This window comes from Maritalea sp. (genome assembly GCF_051251695.1).
Taxonomy (GTDB): Bacteria; Pseudomonadota; Alphaproteobacteria; order Rhizobiales; family Devosiaceae; genus Maritalea.
Genome location: NZ_JBPOEU010000018.1, coordinates 16,814 through 39,734, shown reverse-complemented (window position 1 = coordinate 39,734; position 22,921 = coordinate 16,814). Strand labels below are relative to the sequence as shown.

21 protein-coding genes are annotated in these 22,921 nt (G+C 49.6%); 10 read left to right on the top strand and 11 right to left on the bottom strand.

Going from position 1 to position 22,921, the window contains the following annotated elements; all coding sequences use genetic code 11:
- Nucleotides 1–487 precede the first annotated feature (487 nt).
- Complete coding sequence (locus ACSHWX_RS12055) at nt 488–3,334, top strand: ribonuclease E/G (protein ID WP_435668476.1); 2,847 nt, start codon at nt 488–490, stop codon at nt 3,332–3,334.
- 30 nt (nt 3,335–3,364) lie between these two features.
- On the opposite strand, the gene ACSHWX_RS12050 is transcribed toward ACSHWX_RS12055, so the two are convergent.
- The gene (locus ACSHWX_RS12050) at nt 3,365–4,525 is read right to left on the bottom strand and encodes a pyridoxal phosphate-dependent aminotransferase (RefSeq protein ID WP_435668475.1); all 1,161 of its coding nucleotides are present in this window, start codon (nt 4,523–4,525) and stop codon (nt 3,365–3,367) included.
- Between the two features lie 118 nt (nt 4,526–4,643).
- Here ACSHWX_RS12050 and ACSHWX_RS12045 point away from each other — a divergent pair, with 118 nt between their 5' ends.
- The 6 genes from ACSHWX_RS12045 to aat all read left to right on the top strand — a co-directional run bounded on the left by ACSHWX_RS12045 (nt 4,644) and on the right by aat (nt 10,053).
- The gene (locus tag ACSHWX_RS12045) at nt 4,644–5,987 is read left to right on the top strand and encodes a M48 family metalloprotease (protein ID WP_435668474.1); all 1,344 of its coding nucleotides are present in this window, start codon (nt 4,644–4,646) and stop codon (nt 5,985–5,987) included.
- Between the two features lie 34 nt (nt 5,988–6,021).
- The gene (locus ACSHWX_RS12040) at nt 6,022–6,900 is read left to right on the top strand and encodes a thioredoxin domain-containing protein (protein ID WP_435668473.1); all 879 of its coding nucleotides are present in this window, start codon (nt 6,022–6,024) and stop codon (nt 6,898–6,900) included.
- A gap of 130 nt (nt 6,901–7,030) precedes the next feature.
- Nucleotides 7,031–7,471, top strand: coding sequence for a type II 3-dehydroquinate dehydratase (aroQ, locus tag ACSHWX_RS12035; protein WP_435668472.1), 441 nt, complete (start codon nt 7,031–7,033; stop codon nt 7,469–7,471).
- Between the two features lie 23 nt (nt 7,472–7,494).
- Nucleotides 7,495–7,992: an acetyl-CoA carboxylase biotin carboxyl carrier protein gene (gene accB / locus ACSHWX_RS12030; RefSeq protein WP_435668471.1), complete on the top strand. Its 498-nt coding sequence runs from the start codon at nt 7,495–7,497 to the stop codon at nt 7,990–7,992.
- 11 nt (nt 7,993–8,003) lie between these two features.
- Nucleotides 8,004–9,341, top strand: coding sequence for an acetyl-CoA carboxylase biotin carboxylase subunit (accC, locus tag ACSHWX_RS12025; protein ID WP_435668470.1), 1,338 nt, complete (start codon nt 8,004–8,006; stop codon nt 9,339–9,341).
- A gap of 37 nt (nt 9,342–9,378) precedes the next feature.
- Entirely contained in the window at nt 9,379–10,053 is a 675-nt protein-coding gene (gene aat / locus ACSHWX_RS12020; protein WP_435668469.1) for a leucyl/phenylalanyl-tRNA--protein transferase, read from the top strand.
- On the opposite strand, the gene ACSHWX_RS12015 is transcribed toward aat, so the two are convergent.
- From ACSHWX_RS12015 to ACSHWX_RS12005, 3 genes are all read right to left on the bottom strand, one after another.
- Nucleotides 9,990–10,418, bottom strand: a complete 429-nt coding sequence (locus ACSHWX_RS12015) for a DUF2155 domain-containing protein (protein WP_435668468.1) — start codon at nt 10,416–10,418, stop codon at nt 9,990–9,992. The two genes, aat and ACSHWX_RS12015, sit on opposite strands and share 64 nt — an antisense overlap.
- 11 nt (nt 10,419–10,429) lie before the next feature.
- Nucleotides 10,430–10,816 (bottom strand): NADH:ubiquinone oxidoreductase subunit NDUFA12, encoded by a 387-nt coding sequence (locus ACSHWX_RS12010; protein ID WP_435668467.1) that lies wholly within the window; start codon nt 10,814–10,816, stop codon nt 10,430–10,432.
- Between the two features lie 167 nt (nt 10,817–10,983).
- Nucleotides 10,984–11,577 (bottom strand): response regulator, encoded by a 594-nt coding sequence (locus tag ACSHWX_RS12005; RefSeq protein ID WP_435668466.1) that lies wholly within the window; start codon nt 11,575–11,577, stop codon nt 10,984–10,986.
- A gap of 742 nt (nt 11,578–12,319) precedes the next feature.
- Between ACSHWX_RS12005 and ACSHWX_RS12000 the strand changes: the two genes are divergently transcribed.
- Nucleotides 12,320–16,018, top strand: a complete 3,699-nt coding sequence (locus ACSHWX_RS12000) for a vitamin B12-dependent ribonucleotide reductase (protein WP_435668465.1) — start codon at nt 12,320–12,322, stop codon at nt 16,016–16,018.
- Nucleotides 16,019–16,103: 85 nt separating this feature from the next.
- Nucleotides 16,104–16,949, top strand: a complete 846-nt coding sequence (locus ACSHWX_RS11995; RefSeq protein ID WP_435668464.1) for a hypothetical protein — start codon at nt 16,104–16,106, stop codon at nt 16,947–16,949.
- Between the two features lie 142 nt (nt 16,950–17,091).
- On the opposite strand, the gene ACSHWX_RS11990 is transcribed toward ACSHWX_RS11995, so the two are convergent.
- From ACSHWX_RS11990 to ACSHWX_RS11980, 3 genes are all read right to left on the bottom strand, one after another.
- Nucleotides 17,092–17,391, bottom strand: a complete 300-nt coding sequence (locus ACSHWX_RS11990; RefSeq protein ID WP_435668463.1) for a hypothetical protein — start codon at nt 17,389–17,391, stop codon at nt 17,092–17,094.
- A gap of 14 nt (nt 17,392–17,405) precedes the next feature.
- Nucleotides 17,406–17,699 carry a GIY-YIG nuclease family protein gene (locus ACSHWX_RS11985; protein ID WP_435668462.1) on the bottom strand — a complete coding sequence of 98 codons (294 nt, stop codon included), beginning with the start codon at nt 17,697–17,699 and terminating at the stop codon, nt 17,406–17,408.
- A 170-nt stretch (nt 17,700–17,869) separates the two neighbouring features.
- A complete protein-coding gene (locus ACSHWX_RS11980) occupies nt 17,870–18,619 on the bottom strand; it encodes a gamma-glutamylcyclotransferase (RefSeq protein WP_435668461.1) in 750 nt (249 codons plus the stop codon).
- Nucleotides 18,620–18,759: 140 nt separating this feature from the next.
- On the opposite strand from ACSHWX_RS11980, the gene ACSHWX_RS11975 reads away from it, so the two are divergent.
- Nucleotides 18,760–19,020, top strand: coding sequence for a hypothetical protein (locus ACSHWX_RS11975; RefSeq protein ID WP_435668460.1), 261 nt, complete (start codon nt 18,760–18,762; stop codon nt 19,018–19,020).
- A gap of 752 nt (nt 19,021–19,772) precedes the next feature.
- Here the strand turns inward: ACSHWX_RS11975 and ACSHWX_RS11970 are convergent.
- From ACSHWX_RS11970 to ACSHWX_RS11955, 4 genes are all read right to left on the bottom strand, one after another.
- Complete coding sequence (locus ACSHWX_RS11970; RefSeq protein ID WP_435668459.1) at nt 19,773–20,138, bottom strand: DUF4342 domain-containing protein; 366 nt, start codon at nt 20,136–20,138, stop codon at nt 19,773–19,775.
- A gap of 145 nt (nt 20,139–20,283) precedes the next feature.
- Complete coding sequence (locus ACSHWX_RS11965; protein ID WP_435668458.1) at nt 20,284–21,033, bottom strand: glycosyltransferase family 2 protein; 750 nt, start codon at nt 21,031–21,033, stop codon at nt 20,284–20,286.
- 158 nt (nt 21,034–21,191) lie between these two features.
- Nucleotides 21,192–22,541, bottom strand: a complete 1,350-nt coding sequence (locus ACSHWX_RS11960) for a pyridoxal phosphate-dependent decarboxylase family protein (RefSeq protein ID WP_435668457.1) — start codon at nt 22,539–22,541, stop codon at nt 21,192–21,194.
- A gap of 10 nt (nt 22,542–22,551) precedes the next feature.
- Nucleotides 22,552–22,860 carry an ArsR/SmtB family transcription factor gene (locus ACSHWX_RS11955; RefSeq protein ID WP_435668456.1) on the bottom strand — a complete coding sequence of 103 codons (309 nt, stop codon included), beginning with the start codon at nt 22,858–22,860 and terminating at the stop codon, nt 22,552–22,554.
- Between the last annotated feature and the right edge of the window lie 61 nt (nt 22,861–22,921).

Here is a 22,921-nt window from a genome sequence, read left to right as displayed (position 1 = left end):
TGGGCAAACGTGACCTTCTCAAGCTCGCTCACAAACATATTTGTTGCTTATTTTGTATTTCGAACGTACACCAAATTTGTGAACTGGCGCTTTTTGTACAACGTTTTTGCAGCTTTAATGTCGCAATTGTTGATGCAAGTGCCAACCGACCCCACAAAGCAGCGACGTTTTTAGGCGCTGGCGGGAAGATAGTTCGCGTGAAAACTTTGAATTCGGCCGAATGGCCAGCTCTTATTTTTGGACCTCCCTTCGAAAACTAAGAGCAGAACGAAAGAAATTGTGATGAGGCATCTCAATCAAACTGGTGAACGCACGCTCAGCGCGCGAAGACCTGTTTTTGTGTGCCACACTTTTTCCCCAAACAATCGCCCCGCCGCTAACTCCGGCCGTGGCTTAAAAATGGAATACACCCCGGTGCGCACTGGCAGTCAGGCACTTTTTAGTGGTTTGAAACGCAGAAGCGCGCGGCGGTGTGGAGTAATAATACATGGCAACAAGAAAAATGCTGGTGGATGCAATCCACCCGGAAGAAACACGAGTAGTTGTAACTAGCGGATCTCGTTTAGACGAGTTTGACTTTGAAAGCGCCGCAAGACGGCAGTTGCGAGGCAATATTTACCTCGCAAAAGTTACGAGAGTAGAACCGTCTTTGCAGGCGGCCTTCGTCGACTATGGCGGCAACCGTCACGGCTTTCTCGCCTTCTCAGAAATACATCCCGACTATTATCAAATTCCCCAAGCTGATCGCGATGCGCTTTTAGCTGAAGAGGAAGCCGAAGAAGCTGAAGCCGCCCAGTCTGAAGACCTTTCAGATGTTGATCAGCCCAGCATCCTTGATATTGAGGACCCTGATACAGCGTCAAGTCCTGTTACAGCACCAAGTGATGATGTGCCAGCACAAGCGACCAATATCGAAACAGCAAGTGTGGCGAGCGAGCCAGTAGCGGATGCGCCTGAGGCGGAACCTGCAGCTGAGCAAGATGCAACTGCGAAAAGCGATAGCGCTGACGAAGACGAAATAACAACAACTGGCGAAGAAGCCGGTGTTGACGAAGTTGGTGCAGAAGACGCAATGGAAGAAGTTCCACAGCGCCGCCGCAAGAAAAAAGCCAAAGTCTATAGAATTCAAGAAGTCATCAAGCGCCGTCAGGTCTTGTTGGTTCAAGTGGTAAAAGAAGAGCGCGGCAATAAAGGCGCAGCTCTAACGACCTACCTTTCATTGGCTGGTCGCTATTCAGTATTGATGCCAAATACAGCACGCGGTGGTGGCATTTCTCGCAAAATCACCAACGCAGCTGACCGCAAACGGCTAAAGCAAGTCGCCAGCGAATTAGACGTGCAAAAAGGCATGGGCGTTATCCTACGTACCGCTGGCGCTAGCCGCACAAAAGCCGAAGTGAAGCGCGATTTTGAATATCTTTTGCGTCTTTGGGAGAATGTGCGCAGCCTGACGTTAGAATCATCGGCACCATGTTTGGTCTACGAAGAAGGCAGCTTGATTAAGCGCTCTATTCGCGACCTTTACAATAAAGAGATTTCTGAAGTTCAGGTGTCTGGCGAAGAAGCATATCGTGAAGCAAAAGACTTCATGCGTATGATTATGCCGTCACACGCAAAGAACGTTCAGCCATACCGCGAAGAACAGCCCATCTTCTCCCGTCACGGGGTAGAAGAACAGCTTGATTCGATGTTCTCACCGCAAGTCACCCTGCCCTCTGGCGGCTACTTGGTGATCAACCCAACCGAAGCACTTGTTTCTGTTGACGTGAACTCGGGTAAAGCAACAAAAGAACACAATATTGAAGACACCGCGCTTCAAACCAACCTTGAAGCTGCCGCAGAATTGGCACGCCAATTGCGCCTGCGGGATATGGCCGGGCTTGTTGTTATCGATTTCATCGATATGGAAGAGAAACGCAACATTCGTGCTGTTGAGCGCAAACTCAAAGACAACCTGAAATCTGATCGCGCACGTATTCAAGTCGGCCGCATTTCACATTTCGGTCTACTCGAAATGTCGCGCCAACGCATTCGGTTTGGCGTCCTTGAAAGTTCCACCAACACCTGCCCTGTTTGCACAGGCACTGGCCTTGTACGTTCAGTTGACAGTCTTGCCCTTATGGTGATGCGCGCAATCGAAAACCAGGTCATGCGCAAGCAAGGCCAATCGATCAGCGTCAAGGTGCCAAGTGAAGTTGCTCTTTATCTGTTGAACGCCAAACGCAGCCAATTGCTGAGTTTGGAACATCGCTTTGGGTTGGCAATCGCCATCACTGCGGACAACCATTTGCTGGGCAACCAATTCACCATCGAAAAAGGTGACCCATATGATACTGGCGAAATAAGACAGTCAAACCACGTCAAAGTTGACTCTGCCCCAATCGCAGCACCAATCATCGAAGAAGATGAAGCTGAAGTCGAAGCTGTGAACGACGAGGATGAGACCGAAGAACGCCAGGAAGAAAAATCCAGCCGACGTCGCGGTAAGCGCAGACGTCGTGGCGGTCGAGATCGCGACAACAATAATACTGACAACAACACAAATGAGAACAATGCGACGGACGAAGTGAAGGCTGAAACTGCCGAAAGCAAGTCTGGAGAAACCAAGTCTGAAGACGACAATGATGAAGATGGTGACGACGATCAGCCTAAAAAACGCCGTCGTCGCGGTCGTCGTGGTGGTCGTCGCAATCGTCGCGTTCAAGATGGTGATGTTCAATCGAACGAAAGCCAATCAAACGACAACAACACAGCTGATCAATCTGAAGCAACACCTTCAGATGACGCGCCGTCTGGCGATGCCGCATCAAGTGATGCACCCATGGATGCTCAAGCCGCCGCTGCGATTGAAGCAACGAGCGTAAGTTCTGATGCGCCGACGTCTGAAAACAACGCTCAATCTGAAGACAAGCCGAAAAAGCGCACACGACGTCCGCGCAAAAGAAAGTCTGATGATAACCAGAACGCCGAAGTAAGTGCCACTTCTGAAGTTCAAGAGGCAACCTCAGACGCTGACAAACCGGCAGAAGATAAACCAAAACGTCGTCGTGGCCGTAAACCAAAAGCCGAGAGCGTAGCTCAAGATCAAGCTTCCGGCGAAACCGTTAGCGCAGAAACTGCGGCGCCCAAGGTTGAGCCTACAAAGGCTGAAACTGCACCTGCGCCAACAGAGACGGAAAAGAATTCCAGACCAGAACGTGCGGAGAAGAAACTGCACGAAGAAGGCGTCATCGTTACCTCATCGTCTCCAACTGAGAACGATAAAGAGACAAAAGAGCCTGAAAAGAAAGCCAAAAAAGGCTGGTGGCAACGCAATTTCTTGGGCTCTGATTAATCCCATCTGCGATTGATCTTTAAATCACATCTACAATGGTCGGCTCAAAAAGCCGGCCATTTTTTCTATCGCGCTTTCAATCACTTCCCGTGACCCGGCATATGAGAACCGCACGAAATTGTGGCCATTCACCCGATCAAAATCAACGCCGGGTGTCGCAGCGACGTCCCCACGTTCCAACAATTCATGACAAAATCGGACACTATCATTCGAAAACTCGGAAATGTCCGCATAGGCGTAAAACGCGCCATCCGATTGACGAACATTGCGAAAACCCATTTCATTCAGCGAGCGGGTCAAAATCGTGCCGTTGTTCACATAGTTTGTTTTTTGCGCGTCATAATAGGAGCGGCAGTTCAGCGCTACTTCACCCGCCAATTGAGACAAGCTGGGCGCTGAGATAAACATGTTTTGCGCCATAATTTCAGTACGCCTAACAAGGTCCTTAGGCAAAACCATCCAACCCAATCGCCAACCGGTCATGCAATAATATTTCGAAAAACTATTGATGACGATCGCATCATCGCCAAATTCAAGCGCTGATGTTTCCTCCATCCCATGGCTCAAGCCATGATAAATCTCATCTGAAATGAACCGAACACCCAACGTGCGACAGACTTCAATGATTTGCTCCAAGTCTTCACGTTCAATCATCGCACCGGTTGGATTAGCAGGTGACGCCAGCAGCAATCCGTCAAATGCCTCAGCCTCATATGCTTGTTGCACCATCTCAGCACTCAGTCGCCAACTTGCTTCTGGCGAAAGCTCGATCTCGACGGGTTTAAACCCAAGGCTGGTGAGAATGTTCAAATAGGCTGGATATCCAGGCCGTGTAACCGCAATTTTTGCACCGGGTTTAAACCCTGCCAAAAAGGCAAGAATAAAACCCGCTGACGAGCCATTGGTCACCAATATATCTTCAACATCGACAATGGCTTTATGCTGCTGCCGATAATAATGCACCAAGCCTTCGCGAAGCGATAAGTTGCCCTTTGCGTGGGTGTATCCTTGTCCCTCGTCCATCACGGCTCGCGCCACCGCTTCACGCACTTCAGGTGCGGCCAAAGCCCCCGGTTCGCCGACTTCTAAATGCGAAATTTCGATCCCTTGCGCCTCTTTTTCTTTCGCCATGGCCAAAATTTCCATCGCATAAAAAGGCCGCAACGCATCAAACTCTTGTGATTTCGTCATTAAAGTGCCCAACTTTCCTGCATTTGGTGCCATATATGGTTGCAACATATGGTTTCGGGGTCGTCCGCTTGCCCTATCAAGGCCATAAAACGATTGGGGCGCAAAGGTCAATTTAGTAATGGGTAGAACTCTCTCCACAATTCTTTTGTGCATCGCACTCACATTGGCGCCAATCGGCGCGGCACATGCTGCTTTGCTAAAACTCATCACCGACGCTGAAACTGAAGCAATGTTGCGCGATTTCACAGCGCCATTGCTTAAAGCTGCCGGTATCCAAAAGAAAAACCTGCCGATCTATATCGTGAATGACCGCCGGTTTAATGCGTTCGTTATTGAAAGCGGCGCGATGTTTGTCAATTACGGCACCATATTGGAAAGCCAAACGCCAAACGCCCTTAAAGCCGTGATCGCCCACGAAGTGGGTCACCTCGCCGGTGGCCACTTACAGCGCCTGCGCGAACAATCAGAAGTTCAGGGCCAACTAACGGCAATATCAACAGTTCTTGGCATCGGTGTGCTTGCGGCCGCCGCAGGCCGAGACACAAATGGTGACATTGGTCGGATGGTGTCCGCCTTTATACTTGGCACAGCGTCTGTTGGGCAAAACGCATTTTTGGCCTATCGTCGTTCAGAGGAAAGTGCCGCAGACGCCGCCGCACTCAAATATTTAGAACGCACCAAACAGTCGCCAGACGGCATGATTGACGTTTTGGACACGTTGCAACGCAACCAAAGCATTCGGGCCGCCGCCAGTGCCTATTTGCGCACTCACCCGCTTGCCGAAGATCGCCTCTCACAGGTTCAGAACAAAGCCGCTACCAGCCCCTTTCGCAATAAACGAGACAACCCCAAAGATGTTCGCCGCATGGATTTTGTAAAAGCCAAATTGATGGGGTTCCTAGAGCGCAGTCATTCAGTGCTGAATAGATATCCCAACAGCGACAAGTCGCTTGCCGCACGATATGCGCGCACAATCGCAGGATACCGCGCAGGAGCCGGAAACGCAGCTATCAAGCAAATGTCAGCTTTGGTCAAGGCAGCGCCAAAAAACCAATATTTCCATGAGATGTTGGGGCAAATGTATTTTGAAACAGGCAATCCCAATAAAGCCGTCATATCCCTAAAGCGCGCGGTCAGTCTTTCCCCGAACGAGCCTGAGTTGCGGCTCATCTATGCGGTTGCGCTGGCAGATACTGACAAACGGGCAAATATCGAAGAAGCGATCGGCCAGTTACGGCGCATATCTGCCACATCACGCAAATCACCGCGTCCTTTTTCCATTTTAGCCCGAGCCTATGCTAAATTAGGAGATAAAGGTCAAGCGGACCTTGCGGCAGCCGAGGCGGCTCTGTTAAATGGCGAAACAAAGCTTGCAAGAGGACTTGCAAAAAAGGCTCAACAAAATTTGGTCAAGGGAACCCCCGCCTGGTTACGCTCTGATGACATATTGTCTCTAACTTGATCACCAACAATCTTTGATTCGAAAGTTCTTTAATATGCAAGCTCGCACGATATATTTGCTTACAGGCGTTATGCTGCTCGCAGCCGCTATTCTGTTTGCGGTCATTTCAGTTTCCCAGCAAACGCCTCAGCTTTCTCAAGCAGATATCCAAACACTCATTGAGAAAACAATAGACGACAAGCTTGCAGCTGCGCAGGAAAACCAACCCGCAAACAATGCCCCCAATACAGACATCAAAACCTCTGAGATGGGCCCCGTCATTGAGAGCTATTTGATGGCCAACCCCTCGCTCCTTCAGCGTATGTCTGCCGCTTTGCAGGAAGAAACTGAACGCGCACAAAACTCGAAAGCCCAAGCGGCACTCGCCTCTATGAAAGCTCCAATTTACGACGACCCAGATCATGTGGTGTTGGGCAATCCAGAAGGTGACGTTACCCTTGTGGAGTTTTTCGACTATAATTGTGGTTTCTGTCGCCAAGCCTTGGCTGACGTGTTGCAACTTTTGGATGAAGACAAAAATGTCCGGCTCATTCTCAAAGAGTTCCCAATCCTAAGCCAAGGGTCGGTGGATGCGGCACGTATTGCCATTTTGGTTGGCCGCGATGAGAACGTGAACTACCTTGATTTCCACACACAGCTTTTTGCCTCACGCGGGCAAATCGATAAAAGCAAAGCACTTGCCGCCGCTGCGGCGCTGGGCATGAACCCAATCGAATTAGAACTGCAAATGGGCAATGAGTCGGTTTCTGACGCCATCGGCCGCACCTATCAAGTTGCTGATGCATTGGGCATTTCGTCCACGCCAAACTTTATTCTTGGCGACGAACTTTTGCGTGGTGCCGTGGGCATTGAAGAAATGCGCAAAAAGGTCAAAAACATGCGCGATTGTGGCAAAGCAACCTGCAATCTATAAACCGAGGCAGATATCCTTAAAAAACTGAGCGAAAAGGCAATGGAATTAAATTCTTCCCTTTGCCTTTTTGCTCAGTTTCGTATAGTCACATCACACTTTTTTGATGAATGTCATAAATAGGCGGCAATTAATGGCCAAAAAAATAACAATTCTAAACGGCCCCAACCTGAACTTGCTCGGAAACCGCGAAGGCGACATTTACGGCACTGTTGGTTTGGCTGAGATTGAAGCCGCCTGTCTTGATGAGTGCGCACGATTTGACTTTGAATTAGCGTTTTTTCAAACCAATTCAGAAGGCGAACTCGTTACCCAAATACAAGAAGCGGGCGCGAATGGTGATGGTCTAATCATCAACCCAGCCGCCTACAGCCACACTTCTGTTGCGCTTCATGACGCCATACGCGCCATCAACATTCCAACAATAGAAGTGCATTTATCTAACATTTATGCACGGGAAACGTTCCGCCACCATTCATACATATCCCCAGTTGCCACCGGAACCATTTGCGGTTTGGGGCCAACTGGATATATTCTAGCAATTGGGGCACTGGCGACACAGATCCCAGAGTAATAAAAATCGGAGAATCGAGCTAAATGACCAAAGATTCACAAATTGACCGCGATCTAATCCGGACAATTGCAGAATTGTTGAACGAACAAGATCTTGTAGAAGTCGAAATCGAAAAAGATGATTTCCGGGTCCGCGTTACGCGCTCCTACCCACAAGAAAATGTTCAAATGTCCGCTCCGATGGCGTACGCGCCGCAACAAATGGCAGCACCTATGCCAGCCGGGGGCGCAGCGCCAGCAGGCCCAACAGCCGTTGCAGCACCAGCCGCAGAAGATTTGGCATCCAACCCTGGCACATTGACCTCACCCATGGTTGGCACAGCCTATATGGCGCCAGAACCAAGCGCGGCGAACTTTGTTGAAGTCGGCGCGAAGGTGACCGAAGGTCAAACGGTACTGATCATCGAAGCGATGAAGACCATGAACCAAATTCCCGCCCATAAAGCTGGAACCGTTACGCGCATTCTGGTTGATGATTCTCAGCCAGTTGAATTCGGCGAACCCCTTGTTGTGATTGAATAGGAGAAACACCCATGTTCTCCAAAGTTCTTATTGCAAACCGTGGCGAAATTGCCCTGCGCATCTTGCGCGCCTGTAAAGAATTAGGCATTCAAACCGTTGCGGTACACTCAACAGCTGACGCAGATGCAATGCATGTGCGCTTGGCAGACGAAAGCGTTTGTATCGGACCGGCCCCGGCTAAGGATAGTTACCTCAACATCCCGTCCATTTTGGCGGCCTGTGAAATCACCGGCGCTGAAGCCGTGCATCCCGGCTATGGTTTTCTTTCTGAAAATGCCCGTTTCGCGCAAATTCTTGAGGAACACAACATCGCCTTTATCGGTCCGTCTTCTCACCATATCGATATTATGGGCGACAAGATCGAAGCCAAACGAACAGCCAAAAAGCTTGGCATTCCAGTGGTGCCCGGTTCAGAAGGCGGCGTGACCGAAGATAAAGAAGCACGTCGAATTGCTGAAGAAATCGGCTATCCTGTGATCATCAAAGCCGCCTCCGGTGGCGGTGGTCGTGGCATGAAGGTTGCCAAAAACAGCGAAGAAATCGGCATTGCCTTATCAACTGCACGCACAGAAGCAAAAGCAGCTTTTGGTGACGACGCGGTTTACATCGAAAAATATCTCGGCAAACCACGCCATATCGAAATTCAGGTATTGGGCGACGGCAAAGGCCGCGCCGTACATTTGGGCGAACGAGACTGTTCTTTGCAGCGCCGTCACCAAAAAGTATGGGAAGAAGCAAACGGGCCGACCATAACCCCTGAACAGCGACACAAAATTGGCATGATCTGTGCCAACGCTGTGGCGGAAATGAAATATTCGGGCGCTGGTACTGTTGAGTTCCTTTATGAAGATGGGGAGTTCTATTTCATTGAAATGAACACCCGTTTGCAGGTGGAACACCCCGTTACTGAACGCATTACAATGGTCGACATTGTTTACGAGCAAATCCGCATTGCCGCTGGCATGGAAATGACCGTTAAGCAGGAAGACGTTCAGTTTTGGGGGCACGCTATCGAGGTGCGCATCAACGCTGAAGACCCGGATACATTTGCACCCTCTCCCGGCACCATTTCTTATTATCACCCAGCCGGTGGCGTGGGCGTTCGTGTCGATTCTGGTGTTTATCAGGGATATAAAATCCCGCCATATTATGACAGCCTCATCGGCAAGCTGATCGTACATGGCCGCACGCGAGAAGAGTGTTTGCAACGGTTGAACCGTGCCCTAGACGAGTTTGTTATTGACGGGGTTAAAACAACATTGCCGCTCTTTAGACGATTGATCAAAGAGCCTGATGTGATCTCCGGCAACTATGATATTCATTGGCTGGAAAAATATTTGGGGATGTAAAAACGCAGGGCCCCCCAAAGGGGCCCTGTTTTTGATTATGGCTGTTCAAAACGATCCACTCGCCCTCAAATTGACCCCCGAAATGATCCTGAGCGCCTATGCCCATGGGATATTTCCAATGGCGGAAAGTGCAGAGGCAAGCGACCTGTTTTGGGTAGATCCAGATGAGCGCGGGATTATGCCGCTCGACGGTTTTTACGTTTCAAAAAGCATGAAAAAACTGATGCGGCGCGATCATTTTGAAGTGCGCGTCGATACCAATTTTTTAGCCGTTATCACCAACTGCGCTGACAAACGTTCTGACAGCGATGAAACCTGGATCAATAACGAGATTATAGAGCTTTATCACATGCTGTTTCGCATGGGATATTGCCATACTGTTGAGGTCTGGCGTCAAGGTAACTTGGTGGGAGGCCTTTATGGCATTGCGATTGGCGGCGCGTTTTTTGGCGAAAGCATGTTCCATAAGGAGCGCGACGCTTCAAAAATTGCCCTCGCCCACCTCGTCGACCGCCTAAATGTTGGTGGATTTGAGCTTCTTGATACCCAATTCATCACCAACCATCTGCGTTCGCTAGGCGGCGTAGAAATACCGCGCGAGCAATATCATGAGAGATTGCACAACGCCCTGAAAATTAAGGGTGATTTTTATCGGCTTGATGGTGGTGGAACGTCTGAGGCTTGTTTGCAGTCCACCAGCCAAATGTCATAAACAGCATGGTCGATGGCGTTTAACGCCGGACTATCTGCAAACATCCAACCCGTAAATATCCGCGTCACAGTCTGCTTAAGTGAGACTTGATCAACTTCAACAAACACAGTTGTCCGCTGGGTCTCATTCGCAGGACGTGTGTAACAAGCCCGTGGCGTCATTTGAAGTGCGCCAAACTGCACCGTTTCGTCGATATAAACGTCAAAATTGATAATGCGTCCGGTTATTTTGTCCAAACCAGCAAACACGACAACGGGATTTGCAATCGTATCCGCGCGGGCAGGCAAAGACCATGCAAGCATTGAGGCGCAAACCAAAATGGCAGCGACAATCGGGCGATTGAAACGTTTAAAGAGTTCAAGCATAGAGTTTTCTATTATTCTGGCGACCATGCATCATAATCACCTGTAACTTCTGGACGTTGGCCATTTGCCAACAAGCTACCCTGTGGCCGATACGCAGCACCGGTTCCAGTCAGATTTTCATGATGCGGTTTTTCCCATGCCTTAGCTTGGTAATTCTGCTCTGTTGGCGGCACATCGGTACGACCGTGCATCCAACCATGCCATCCCGATTGAATAGCAGACGCGTCTATTGGGCCATTATAGGTGACCCAACGGCGCTTGCTGTCTTTCTTGGAAACATAATATTTATTGCCAGCATCGTCTTCACCAACAAATTTACCATTGAGCGCCGTGAATAAGCGTGTGCCCATGGTTTGGCCGTGCCACCAGATAAATAGTTCTGCAAATAGCTGTTTCATTTCAGCTCCAAAATAACAACAAGATCAATTTAAACGCCAATGGACATCGATTGCCCACATTATCTACCCGATGCGTTTATCATCTCTTACCCTTTAGAGCCAGAAGTGTCACCTTCATTTCTAAGCAAAATCTAGCGTAAATGTGCAAATCTCGCCTCATCTCGGCCTTAATAGAACGAGGACTTCAAAATCCGATCCACATCTGATTGCAACGATTCGACCTGAGCTTGCTGTTGTCCTTGCGCGAAATGCTTTGATTTGAGCGAGGACTGGTTGTTTTTGAGTTCGCTCAAGCGCTCAACAAGCGGGCGCACGATGTATTTATCACCCGTCAGCTGCATCTTTTGTTTTTCCAATGCGACCCAAGAAATATATTCAAACAGTCTGGTGGTTGAAACCGGTTTGGTTAAAACAGCATGGGCACCAAGCCGGATCGCTTGTTCGCATGTCCGCTGGCGAACTTCTGACATAACCATGATCACCGGCAGCAAACAAACAGGATAAAGTTGGCGCGACCGGAACTGATTTAAGAATCGATTCCCCGGAAAGTCATCTGTGTCCCAATCCACCAGCAAAACATCCGGCGGATCAGCAATAATGGCTGCAATCGCATCCTTAGGGTCACTATATACCCGCAGTGCGCGGGTTCCGGTTCCAGAAAGCATTGATCGATAAAGGACTTGCATGTGTCGCGCATGTTCAATCACGACCACGGAAGGGCCATTCAGTTCATCGACTTCGTATGGAGTATGACCACCCATTTAAAACAACCCAAACGCAATACAATTTTCCACTTAAATAATGCACTTGACAGGATTTCAAATAAAGTTGGCATGGACACCAATGGCAGTTTTCCGGACCCCAAATTGTTTCCCCAAACTTTGAGCGAACCATTCAAATTTGGGACTAAATTGCCGAACTTTCGGGGAAAATTTGGAGGAAGCATTTGCGCACTAAGCGATTCTTGTAGGGAACATTTTGCCGTTACTCACCCAGAATGCATCCGAATCATAGCGTTTACGTTATCCCCATTGTTCACACCACATATACCAGATATGGTCTTTTTGACCGCAGAACACACTAGGGATTGTGAATTTCACAAATCAAAGCAGTTGACGATTTTTTTGAAACCGGTAGGCTCCGTACTTGCAAATTGAATGTATGTTTGTGCAAAGCATAATACGCATTTCGACCAAACCACTAACCTTATGGTCGCGTTACTGTTTTGCGTTTGATTGGACATCCAAACAGCGCCGCTACGTAAAAGTGCGTACGAGCTGCGACGGAGGTTTTGATCAAAATGCAAGCATTTAAAGCGCAAATGTCGCTGCGGATCAAACCTAGCAAGAAATGTTGGGCCGTAAGGCAAATATTGGGGCTAATAGGCCATGCAGGAAAGGCATATTTCCTGCGCCTAACAGGCAGTGTTGAACAGAATTTCGGGAACCATATTGGTTCAACGGGCATAATTTTTATGCTCAATTTATACAGGGGTCACTATAAATGCGCATAGAACGGCGTTACACGAAGCCAAATCAATCACCATATGCAGACATTAAGTTTCGCAAGGCGACCAGCGAAATTAAGAACCCCGATGGGTCGATTGTTTTTAGGCTCGAAAATATTGATGTGCCCGCAAGCTGGTCACAAGTTGCTGCCGATATTATCGCGCAAAAATATTTCCGTAAGGCTGGCGTTGCTGCCCAGCTGAAAAAGCAAGAAGAAAACACAGTTCCATCGTGGCTTTGGCGCTCGGTGCCTGACGAAGACGCGCTGGCAAGATTGCCAGAAGACGAGCGTTATGGCTCTGAAATCGATAGCCGCCAGGTCTTTGACCGTTTAGCCGGCACATGGACCTATTGGGGCTGGAAAGGCGGCTATTTCAATAAAGAAGAAGACGCCCGCGCTTTCTTTGATGAATTGTGCTTCATGCTCGCCACGCAAAAGTGCGCACCCAATTCCCCACAATGGTTCAATACGGGCCTTCACTGGGCATACGGTATTGATGGGCCGGGCCAAGGTCACCATTATGTAGACCCCTTCTCCCATGAGCTTGTGCGCTCCGCCTCAGCTTATGAGCACCCTCAGCCCCACGCTTGTTTCATCCAGTCAGTGGACGATGATCTGGTGGGTGACGGTGGCATTATGGATCTTTGGGTCCGTGAAGCACGTTTGTTCAAATATGGCTCAGGCACCGGCTCCAACTTCTCCGCCCTTCGCGGTTCAGGCGAAAGCCTTTCAGGTGGCGGCAAGTCTTCGGGCTTGATGTCGTTCCTAAAAATTGGTGATCGGGCAGCAGGCGCCATCAAATCTGGTGGCACCACCCGACGCGCCGCGAAAATGGTTGTGGTCGATATCGATCACCCAGATATTGAAGAATATATCAATTGGAAGGTGAAAGAGGAGCAAAAGGTTGCTGCCCTCGTCACTGGTTCCAAAACCGTTTCCAAACACATGAAAGCCATCATGAAGGCCTGCGTGAATTGCGAAGGCCAAGGCAATGATTGCTTTGATGTATTGAAGAACCCTGCCCTTAAGCGCGAAGTCCGCGCAGCGAAAAAAGCTTTGGTGTCTGAAAACTACATTCAGCGCGTCATCCAGTTTGCCGAACAAGGATATACTGACCTTGAATTCCCGGTTTATGACACCGATTGGGATAGCGAGGCCTATTTGACAGTTGCTGGCCAAAACTCAAACAATTCAATTCGCGTTACCGATGGCTTCCTTGAAGCGGTTGAAGACGACAGCGATTGGGATTTAGTGGGCCGCATTTCTGGCAAAACAACGAAAACCCTAAAGGCACGCGATTTGTGGGACAGTGTTGGCTATGCCGCATGGGCGTGTGCCGATCCGGGCATTCAATATCACACCACCATCAATGATTGGCACACCTGCAAATCATCGGGGGATATCCGCGCATCCAATCCTTGCTCGGAATATATGTTCCTGGACGATACCGCCTGTAATTTGGCTTCATTGAACCTACTTCAATATCGCGACAAGAACGGTGAGTTCCTGATCGATGATTTTGAACATTCGGTTCGCCTTTGGACCATGGTGCTCGAAGTCTCGGTGATGATGGCTCAGTTCCCAAGTAAAGCGATTGCAGAGCGCTCATTTGAATTCCGCACCTTGGGTCTTGGCTACGCCAATATTGGCGGTTTGTTGATGACATCCGGCATTGGTTACGATTCTGATGAAGGCCGTGCCATTGGCGGTGCCATCACCGCAATCCTGACCGGCGTATCATATGCAACGTCTGCCGAAATGGCCAAAGAACTTGGGCCGTTCCCAAGCTACAAGCCAAACAAGAACGACATGCTTCGGGTTATCCGCAACCACCGCACGGCTGCCTACGGCAAGTCAGATGGTTATGAAAAACTCGCCATCAACCCTGTGCCACTTGACCACGATAATTGTCCTGACCACCGTTTGGTCAAACATGCCAAAAAGGCTTGGGACAATGCATTAAAACTTGGCGAAAAGCACGGTTTCCGTAACGCGCAAGTCTCCGTGATTGCCCCAACCGGCACCATTGGTTTGGTGATGGATTGCGACACCACAGGCATTGAGCCAGATTTCGCCCTCGTGAAATTCAAAAAGCTTGCCGGTGGTGGTTACTTCAAAATCATCAACCGCGCCGTGCCAGAAGCGCTTCGCACACTTGGTTATGCTGAAGATCAGATCGCTGAGATCGAAGTTTACGCCGTGGGTCACGGCAATCTAAACCAAGCGCCGGGCGTCAACCCAACCACGTTGAAAGCCAAAGGCTTCACCGATGAGAAAGTTGCGGCGATCAATGCTGGGCTTGAAAGCGCATTTGACATCAAATTCGCGTTCAACAAATGGAGCCTTGGCGAAGAGTTTTGCAAAAACGATCTTGGCCTGACCGATGAGCAGCTCAACGACATGAACTTTGACATGTTGGCGGCTCTTGGCTTCACCAAAGAAGAAATCGACGCGGCAAACATCCACATTTGTGGTGCGATGACGCTAGAAAAAGCCCCTCACCTTAAAGAAGAGCATTATGTGGTGTTTGACTGCGCCAACCCTTGCGGTCGGATCGGCAAGCGCTTCCTTAGTGTTGAAAGCCACATCCGCATGATGGCAGCGGCTCAGCCGTTCATCTCTGGTGCGATTTCTAAAACCATCAACATGCCAAACAACGCAACGGTTGAAGAGTGTAAAGAAAGCTACATGCTCTCTTGGAAACTCGCGCTTAAAGCCAACGCGCTTTATCGTGACGGCTCAAAACTCAGCCAGCCGCTAAACGCACAATTGCTAGCGGACGATGATGATGACGCCATGGACGCAGCCGAAGAAATGGCGGCAAAAGCCCCTGTTGAACGTACAGCTGCTGTTGCTGAACGCATTGTCGAACGGATTGTTGAGCGGGTTCGCGACCGCGAGAAAATGCCTGATCGCCGTAAAGGCTACACGCAAAAATCTCGCGTCGGTGGTCACACGATCTTCCTTCGCAGCGGCGAATATGACGATGGTCGCTTAGGTGAAATTTTCATTGATATGCACAAAGAAGGCGCCGCCTTCCGCGCGATGATGAACAACTTCGCCATCGCTATCTCGCTTGGCCTACAATATGGCGTCCCGCTCGAAGAATATGTGGATGCGTTCACCTTCACCAAGTTCGAACCTGCGGGCATGGTGCAAGGCAACGAAGCGATTAAATCCGCGACTTCGATTTTGGATTATGTGTTCCGCGAATTGGCGATCTCTTATCTTGATCGCGATGATTTGGCCCACGTAACCCCTGACAATATGAGCACCACGTCCTTGTCATCCAATGCCGGGCAAGACCAAACTTCGGGTAATGGCGCAAAACCTGTTGGTGCGGCACAATTTGTCTCCAAAGGCCTCACCAGAGGCCGCGTGAAAGACAAAAACTTAATGCTTGTGTCTTCAGAGCCAACTGCCACTTCTGGCAACGCCGTTCAGGCCATGCAAACCAGTGCTGCAACCATGTTGAAAACGGAAAGCCAAACCGCAACCGAACTTTCAGTTGCTCCAGCTGAGGCTGCCCCGGCCACTGCCCCCCCAGTAGCCGACATAAACACCCAACGCGTCCAAGCCCAGATGAAAGGCTATGTCGGCGAAAGCTGCCCCGAATGCGCCAACTTCACGCTGGTCCGGAATGGGACTTGTTTGAAGTGCGACACCTGTGGCTCAACAACGGGTTGTAGCTAAACACTTCGTGTTGTTTATTTTAAGATGAATATACACCCCGGCCGGCGCAAGTTGGCCGGGGTTTTGATTTTTTGAAGGTTTTTGGATGAAGAAAACTAGTTCGCTCGAACACACAGTCGTTATCTGTTTTTTTGCCACGGTAGTTGCCTTAATCTGGTTCTCGTTTGCTTATTCAAATAATGCAACTGCGGTGAAATTTGTTAGCGACTTATGGGCGTGGCAAACACTTATAGGCGCAATAATCGCTGCAACTCTGGCACTGTTGGCAGCAGGTTGGACGGTCAACGGTATTCGAGAACAAATTGAAGTATCAAAGAACCTAGCGGAAGCCGAAAACGATCTTGTTTTGGATCAGGCTCTCAGAAAATTTGGGGCGACAAAACTATTGCTGCCGCATGCGCTTGCAACAGTAAATGTATACTCAGAGGAATGCTTAGAATACATCGACCAACTTGTTGAATTAGTGGAACAAAAAGCCACTGGCAGTAGCTACGTGCAATTGCCAAGCACCATACTAACAGGTGATGCACCAAGCCTAAAGAAAATAGACCTAACTACATTTAGCAAACTGGCACAATTGGCTCCACTAACAAGCAATTTACCCAAATACCTTGCCGTCTTCAGTTGCGCGTTACAAATCCAAAACTCGAGGTTGAGTTCCTTGGAAACAGAATTGGCAAAAAAAGAATTCAGGATAAATGACCACGAAGTCACAACTTTGCTTGGCAACATTTACGACATCAAAAATGTAGCAGCAAATCTCTACGAATTCGCGCGAAACCAAACAACAGAAGTGATTGTATCTGAGGAATTTTTAGAAAATTGCTATATGCCCGATGCTTTACGAATACTTGCTATCCCTAGATTAGGTGAGCTGATGATATCTTATAAAGGGGGCATATTCACCAAATTTTGGAAGAAGGATAGTTAATAACCTATTTCATAGAGCCAAAAACTAGTGCGTCATCCCTTGTTTCGACACGCTCAGTACTAGCTGCTCACCAGTTCCACGTGGATACTCGGGTCGAGCCCGTGTATGACGGGCCAGAATTTAAACGAATGCAATTCAAAAGCTATCTACGTCTTTCCCCTTCGTCTCCCTCGGGCTCGACCCGAGGGTCCATGATGAACTTCAACTTGCCATAGATTGCAGTACTTTGACGTTTGCCTTCCCCTGAGCCCTCATGGTGAGCTTGTCGAACCACGAGGGCGGGTGACCGAAGCGTTGGCGTCCATCCTTCGACAGGCTCAGGATGAGGGTCGACAGGCTCAGGATGAGGGCCGACAAGCTCAGGATGAGGCACAAAGGGCTCAGCATCTACGGTGCGATAAGCTTTAGATAAGGTAAGAACAAGTTTGCTTCCTTCCCCCACCAGCGGCGGTACGCTTACTTTATGGGCTTCGACAAAACTGATAACTTTTTGAAATCCCCTGCAATCAAGGCTTTCTTCTTCGCACGCGACCAGCCTTTGAGTTGCCGCTCGCGGGCAATAGCTTGCGTTATCATTGCAAACTCCTCCGCGTGTACCAGTTTCACAGGTAACCGAGATTTCGTGTAACCTTCAATTTGCCCAGAATTGTGCTCACCTATTCGCTGTTCAAGCGAGCGGTGCGTGATGCCCACGTAAAATGAGTTGTCTGCGCATTCTACAATATAAACAATCGCTTGCATTCGCTGCATTCGCCCCCGTGGTTCGACAAGCTCACCATGAGGGCTGGATTGATGCAATCAAAAATTTTGCTTTGCTAGAAAGTCAATCACCGCAGCTACATGGATACTCGGGTCAAGCACAAGTATGACGAAAAGAGTTACAGCAGAGGCTAACCCACAGCTCTCGCGCACAACCTCAACTACTTCGGCTCCACCCTGCGCCCCATCAGCTCCTGCGCAGCAGCCAACAGTGCCGAACAATCCTCGTCAACTATACCCAACGCATCAAACTGGGCAACAATGTTTGTGAGATATTCCATGCTGGTGCCCAGAATCCCATGACCCTCGGTTAAAAACTGAACCTGTTCATCCAACGTGATGTCAGTGCAAATTTGCGCCGCATGGTGATCAGCCACGAAGGTCAGCGCATTGACCGAGCTATCGCCAACATTTGCTGTCACGAACTTCGGCAGGTAAGTCGGGGCCACCAACTCGCGACGCCACAGGATTTCGGTTTCAACATCAATAATATCGTGCGGAATACGAAATACTAAGCCGTCGCACCCTGCGCCATGGTCAAGCGCGGCCATCAAGCCGGGATTGTCCGGCATGCCGCGCCCGCCCATCACATCTTTAAGAATAAAGCGACGTTCAAACGCGGGCACATGCGCTCGTCGAACCTCAGAAAACACAAAAGCCGGGTCCCACATCAGCGAGCCATAGGCGAATACCCACAGGTCTTCAGATGGATAGTCCCGCAATGCCCTCCGCCTGATCTCTTCTCGGCGTTCATCGGTGTGAATCAGTTCCGCAACCCAAGCCATTTCTGGATGCTCTTCTAAAACAGCCTCAATCCGAAATGTCCTAAAGAAGGAAGCCAACGGGTCGCCAATTTTGTCGCGCAACTCCGGGTGATGATCAAAAGCATTTGTCATAAAATTCATAGACATGTTTTGATCCATTCAACGGAAAGTTCAACAATTGCGATAGGCTAGCATGGGGCGGCGAGACGAAAAAGAAACTTCTGGCCAACTTATCCTCGCCCCTTCGCGTTGCACTATAATCGTGCCCATCTTCGCTCCAGCAGCCAATGACGATTGGGGAGCAGTTTGAGCAACTTCCTTTTGGCGTCAACTTTCGGGCACCAATTGGCGGGGATGCCGGGGTCGGGAGCAAAGCGACCAACGGCGGTGTGCAAAATACTCGCATTACCGCAGAAGCGAACGCAGTTCGCGACGGCGGCTCAAACAACGAAGAGGTTGAGGCCGATTGGGGACGCCATATCGGTACGCAGCCATCCGTTATCCTGCCCGACGCCGAAGGCAGCCATAAGCCACTTGGCGGGAACTGAGCCCCGTCTTTGCTCTAAGTTGCACATTGCACGCAGAGCGATCGCCAAATGATCACCATAGAACATGGAGATCAAATCAGTTTTGGCAAGAGTGCAGGTTAAGAGATAAAAGGGTCAAGCACTCTGGGGTATCGGAACAACGCGAAAAATCTCAATCGCACGAGGCGTTTATCGTCTCATTTTTTAAAATACCACAAGACGAGACCATAAACGCCTCGTGCATCTGCCCTTACATGACAGTCCAAATGCGCAAGCATGTTGGGTGCCTCGTCACACCCGGAGTTTGCCCGCGGCCCAAAACTTGGCCTCACAGTTTTTCCCACCGGCGGGGGTGCCGGGGAAGCGAATGTAGTTCGCGACGGCGGCATGAAAAATGCTCGGGGTGACGGGATCGGGAGCAAAGCGAACAAAGGCGGCATGCAAAATGCGTCGGGGGTGCCGGGGTTGGTACCGAAGCGGACAACGGCGGCACGAAAAATGCGCAGGAATATCCAAAAACCAAAACAAGTCATGGCCACGGAACATAAAATTAGACCCCAGATCAAATCCGGGGCGGCCAAATAGGAAAGGTAAATTACCCACCCTAATGCGCCCTCCCGGCCCCCGAGCCGGGATCAAAACCAAACGCTGTCAGTGCGACATCAAAAAGGTAAGCCTACACAAAAAAGCCCCGGCAAAACCGGGGCAGATATTGGGAGGTCAGAACATTTGCGCAACTCAGTGAAACGCAAACGCTTGGAAAAACAATATGCTTACACTTTGTTTTTCTTCTTCTTTTTCTTCTTCGGGCGCGCATCTTCACCATCGGCAGACGCGCTATCGACACTGCGCACAACTTCGATTTTTACTTTTGCCAAAACGCCAGCTAGACCACCAAGAATGGCCAACCAAGGCGCTGCAAGCATTACGACGCCGCCAACAACCACGCTGCCGGTCAATGGTACTTCGATGACCAAGTCGTCATTTGCCGAGCGAACACGTAGTTTGCGCACATTGCCTTCAGAAACCAACTTTGTGATTTCCTCGATAAGCTTGCTGCCCGCGACTTCAATTTCTTCGGTAAAGCTTTCCCAGCCGCCTTTGGGTTCTTCAGATGTTTTGCGCTTTTCATCAACCATGATTTGGTCTCCTTTGCTGCATTGTTACCGCAAATGTGGGCCTTAATGCGCAAAGAACAAGTGAAAGGCATAAAAATAATGGCAAAAAACCGCCTTGAAACAAGACGGTTCAGTACCTAGCAAAGGCCAAAAACGTTGAAATTACTTACTTTTCGTCGCCCGGACGAACGTCGGTATAGCTTTTGGTGGCTGGTTTGCCGCGAAAGGTTACCCAGAAAAAGTTCAAAACATAAACACCGGCCGTTTGGAACACACCTTCTTCGGTCAATCGACGACCCGATGTCCGCATCGGCAGTTTAAACGTCCATTTTACCGGGCCAACTTTTGAAAGCCGCACTGCAATGTCCGTATCCTCGCCATAAAAGGAAATAGACGTGTCATATCCCCCTGCCTTGTTCCATGCGGAACGGCGGATAACGAAATTGCCACCTTGGATCATCGACCCAACTTTGAGAACGAACCGATTGAGCAAATAAACGGCAAAGGAAATATAGTAGAACATGCGCACAAGCATCTGGTTCCACAGCGATAGATCGTAATAAATGTAAGGACCACTCAAACCAACGAGTTCAGGACGCTTCTCAAAAGTCGTCAGAACGGTTTCGATCCACCCTTCAGGCAATTCTGTGTCCGCGTCGATATTCGCGACCAATTCCGCTGTGGAAGCATTGAACCCAGCACGGCGCGCATAAACCAAGCCTTTGTCGAATTCATCAACAACGGTGACGCCTTCAAAGCTTTCTGCGATTTCCTTGGTGCGATCGGTCGAAGCATTGTTGACAACAATGATCTCACATTCAGCACCAGATGCCTTAACCCGTTTGACCACAGATTCAAGACAACGACCAATAAGACCTTCTTCATTAAAGGCCGGAATGACAAACGCCAGTTGCATGTGAGCTCCTTTGTTCAGCACCCCATCTAAAAGAGATGCCCGCGCCGCTTCGCCTAAAACTTGTCCCCGCAAACCGATTACATCATATAATCATGCAGGAAAGCGATGCTGCGCGCGGGTTATGCCCACAAATTGGAAATTATTCAACCCCGAAGCGCCTAATTCGCTTCAATGGCACGGCCAATCGAGGCTATAGCCCGGTCAATATCGTCGTCCGTTGTGCGCCAAGAGGAAACAGACAATCGAAAAACACTCGCGCCCTGCCATTTTGAAGGGCCGAACCAAACTTCACCTTCATCCGAAATGCGCTGCAACAGCGCTGCGTTCTTTTCTTCACTGCCCAGAGTACAAAGAACTTGATTGATCACCACACTGTTCAAGACAGTCACGCCTAAGGCCTTTAGCCCCTCAGCCATTCGCTGTGCTTGGGCGCAATGCTTGGTGACCATGTCGTCGACCCCTTGCCGACCCAAGGAACGCAACGCCGCCCAAATCGGTATGCCACGCGCCCGACGTGAAAATTCAAGAACAAGGTTCTTCTGTGCATAAGGTTCAGCTGTTGAATATACAGCATCCGAATTCAATGTCTGAGCAAAAGCTTGACCGTCACGACAGATCGCCATCGCGCCATCATATGGCGTGTTGAGCCATTTATGCCCGTCCGTCGTCCAACTGTCGGCCAATTCAACACCAGTTGTGAGATGCTTCTTTGATTTGCTCGCCCGTGCCCAAAGCCCAAATGCGCCATCAACATGGACCCAAGCGTCAGCCGCGCGAGCGATTTCAATCAGTTCGGGAAAGCGGTCAAACTCGCCCATGTTTACTTCACCCGCTTGCAGGCAAAGAATGCTCAAATCATCGAGTTCTGGCAATTGGGTAACGTCCACGCGTCCCTTGTCGTCACATGGTGCAATTATCAAGCGGTTTAAACCAAAACCAAGCAGCTTGGCCGCCTTCTTGACGGTCACATGCACAGTTTCGGGGATAATCAACTTCACTTCTGGCGCACCAATCAATCCGTCGGCGTCGATGTCCCAGCCCTTACGCTTCAGCAAGGTACGGCGAGCGACAGCAAGGACCGACAAGCCGCAGGCGGTCGCACTGGTGCCAAAACCAATTCGGCTTTCGCGCGGCAGATCAAGTATGTCCAAAACCCAATCAGCAGCAATTTCTTCCAATTTGGCGGCAACAGGCGCATTCACAAACGATGACCCGCATTGGTCCCAAGCCGCAGCCAAACGTTCTGCAACGGCAGCAGCAGGTAATGTTGCGCCAATCACAAACCCGAAATATCGACCACCATTTGATGTCACCGTTGCTGGCGTGCCGTATTTATTTAACAAATGCAACGTTTCAGCCGGATCACTAGGCTGAGATGGCAGCGCTTCTTCAAACGCCTTCAACCCCGCCAATCCATCTTCATCGGGGAAAACACGGCGATCTGTTACGTTATCCAAATATTCAATTGCGAGCTGGTTCGCTTTCTCGATCGTTGCAATTTCGTCCATGTGTATATCCCTAAAGCTCTTTCGCAATTCGTTCGGCCATTTGTTGAATGGCAACCTCATCGCGTTTGTAAAACGTCCACTTCTTGATCCGCTTCGGCGTTACCAGTCCTGCGTCACGCAACAACGCCAGATGAGCCGAAGCCGTTGGAGGGCTCACATTCAGTTTATCGGCGATGAATCCGGAACAAACGCCATCCTTCACCAAATCGCCGTCAACTTGCGGCGGAAAATGTCGAACTGGATCTTTGAGCCATTCCAATATTTTCAAGCGTTTTTCGTGTGCCAATGCGTTGGCAATAAATGCAAAATTCTCATTCATGATTTAGTCAATTAGCTTAATAACTAACTGACCTCAAGGAAATTCTTGACGGCAAAACTAA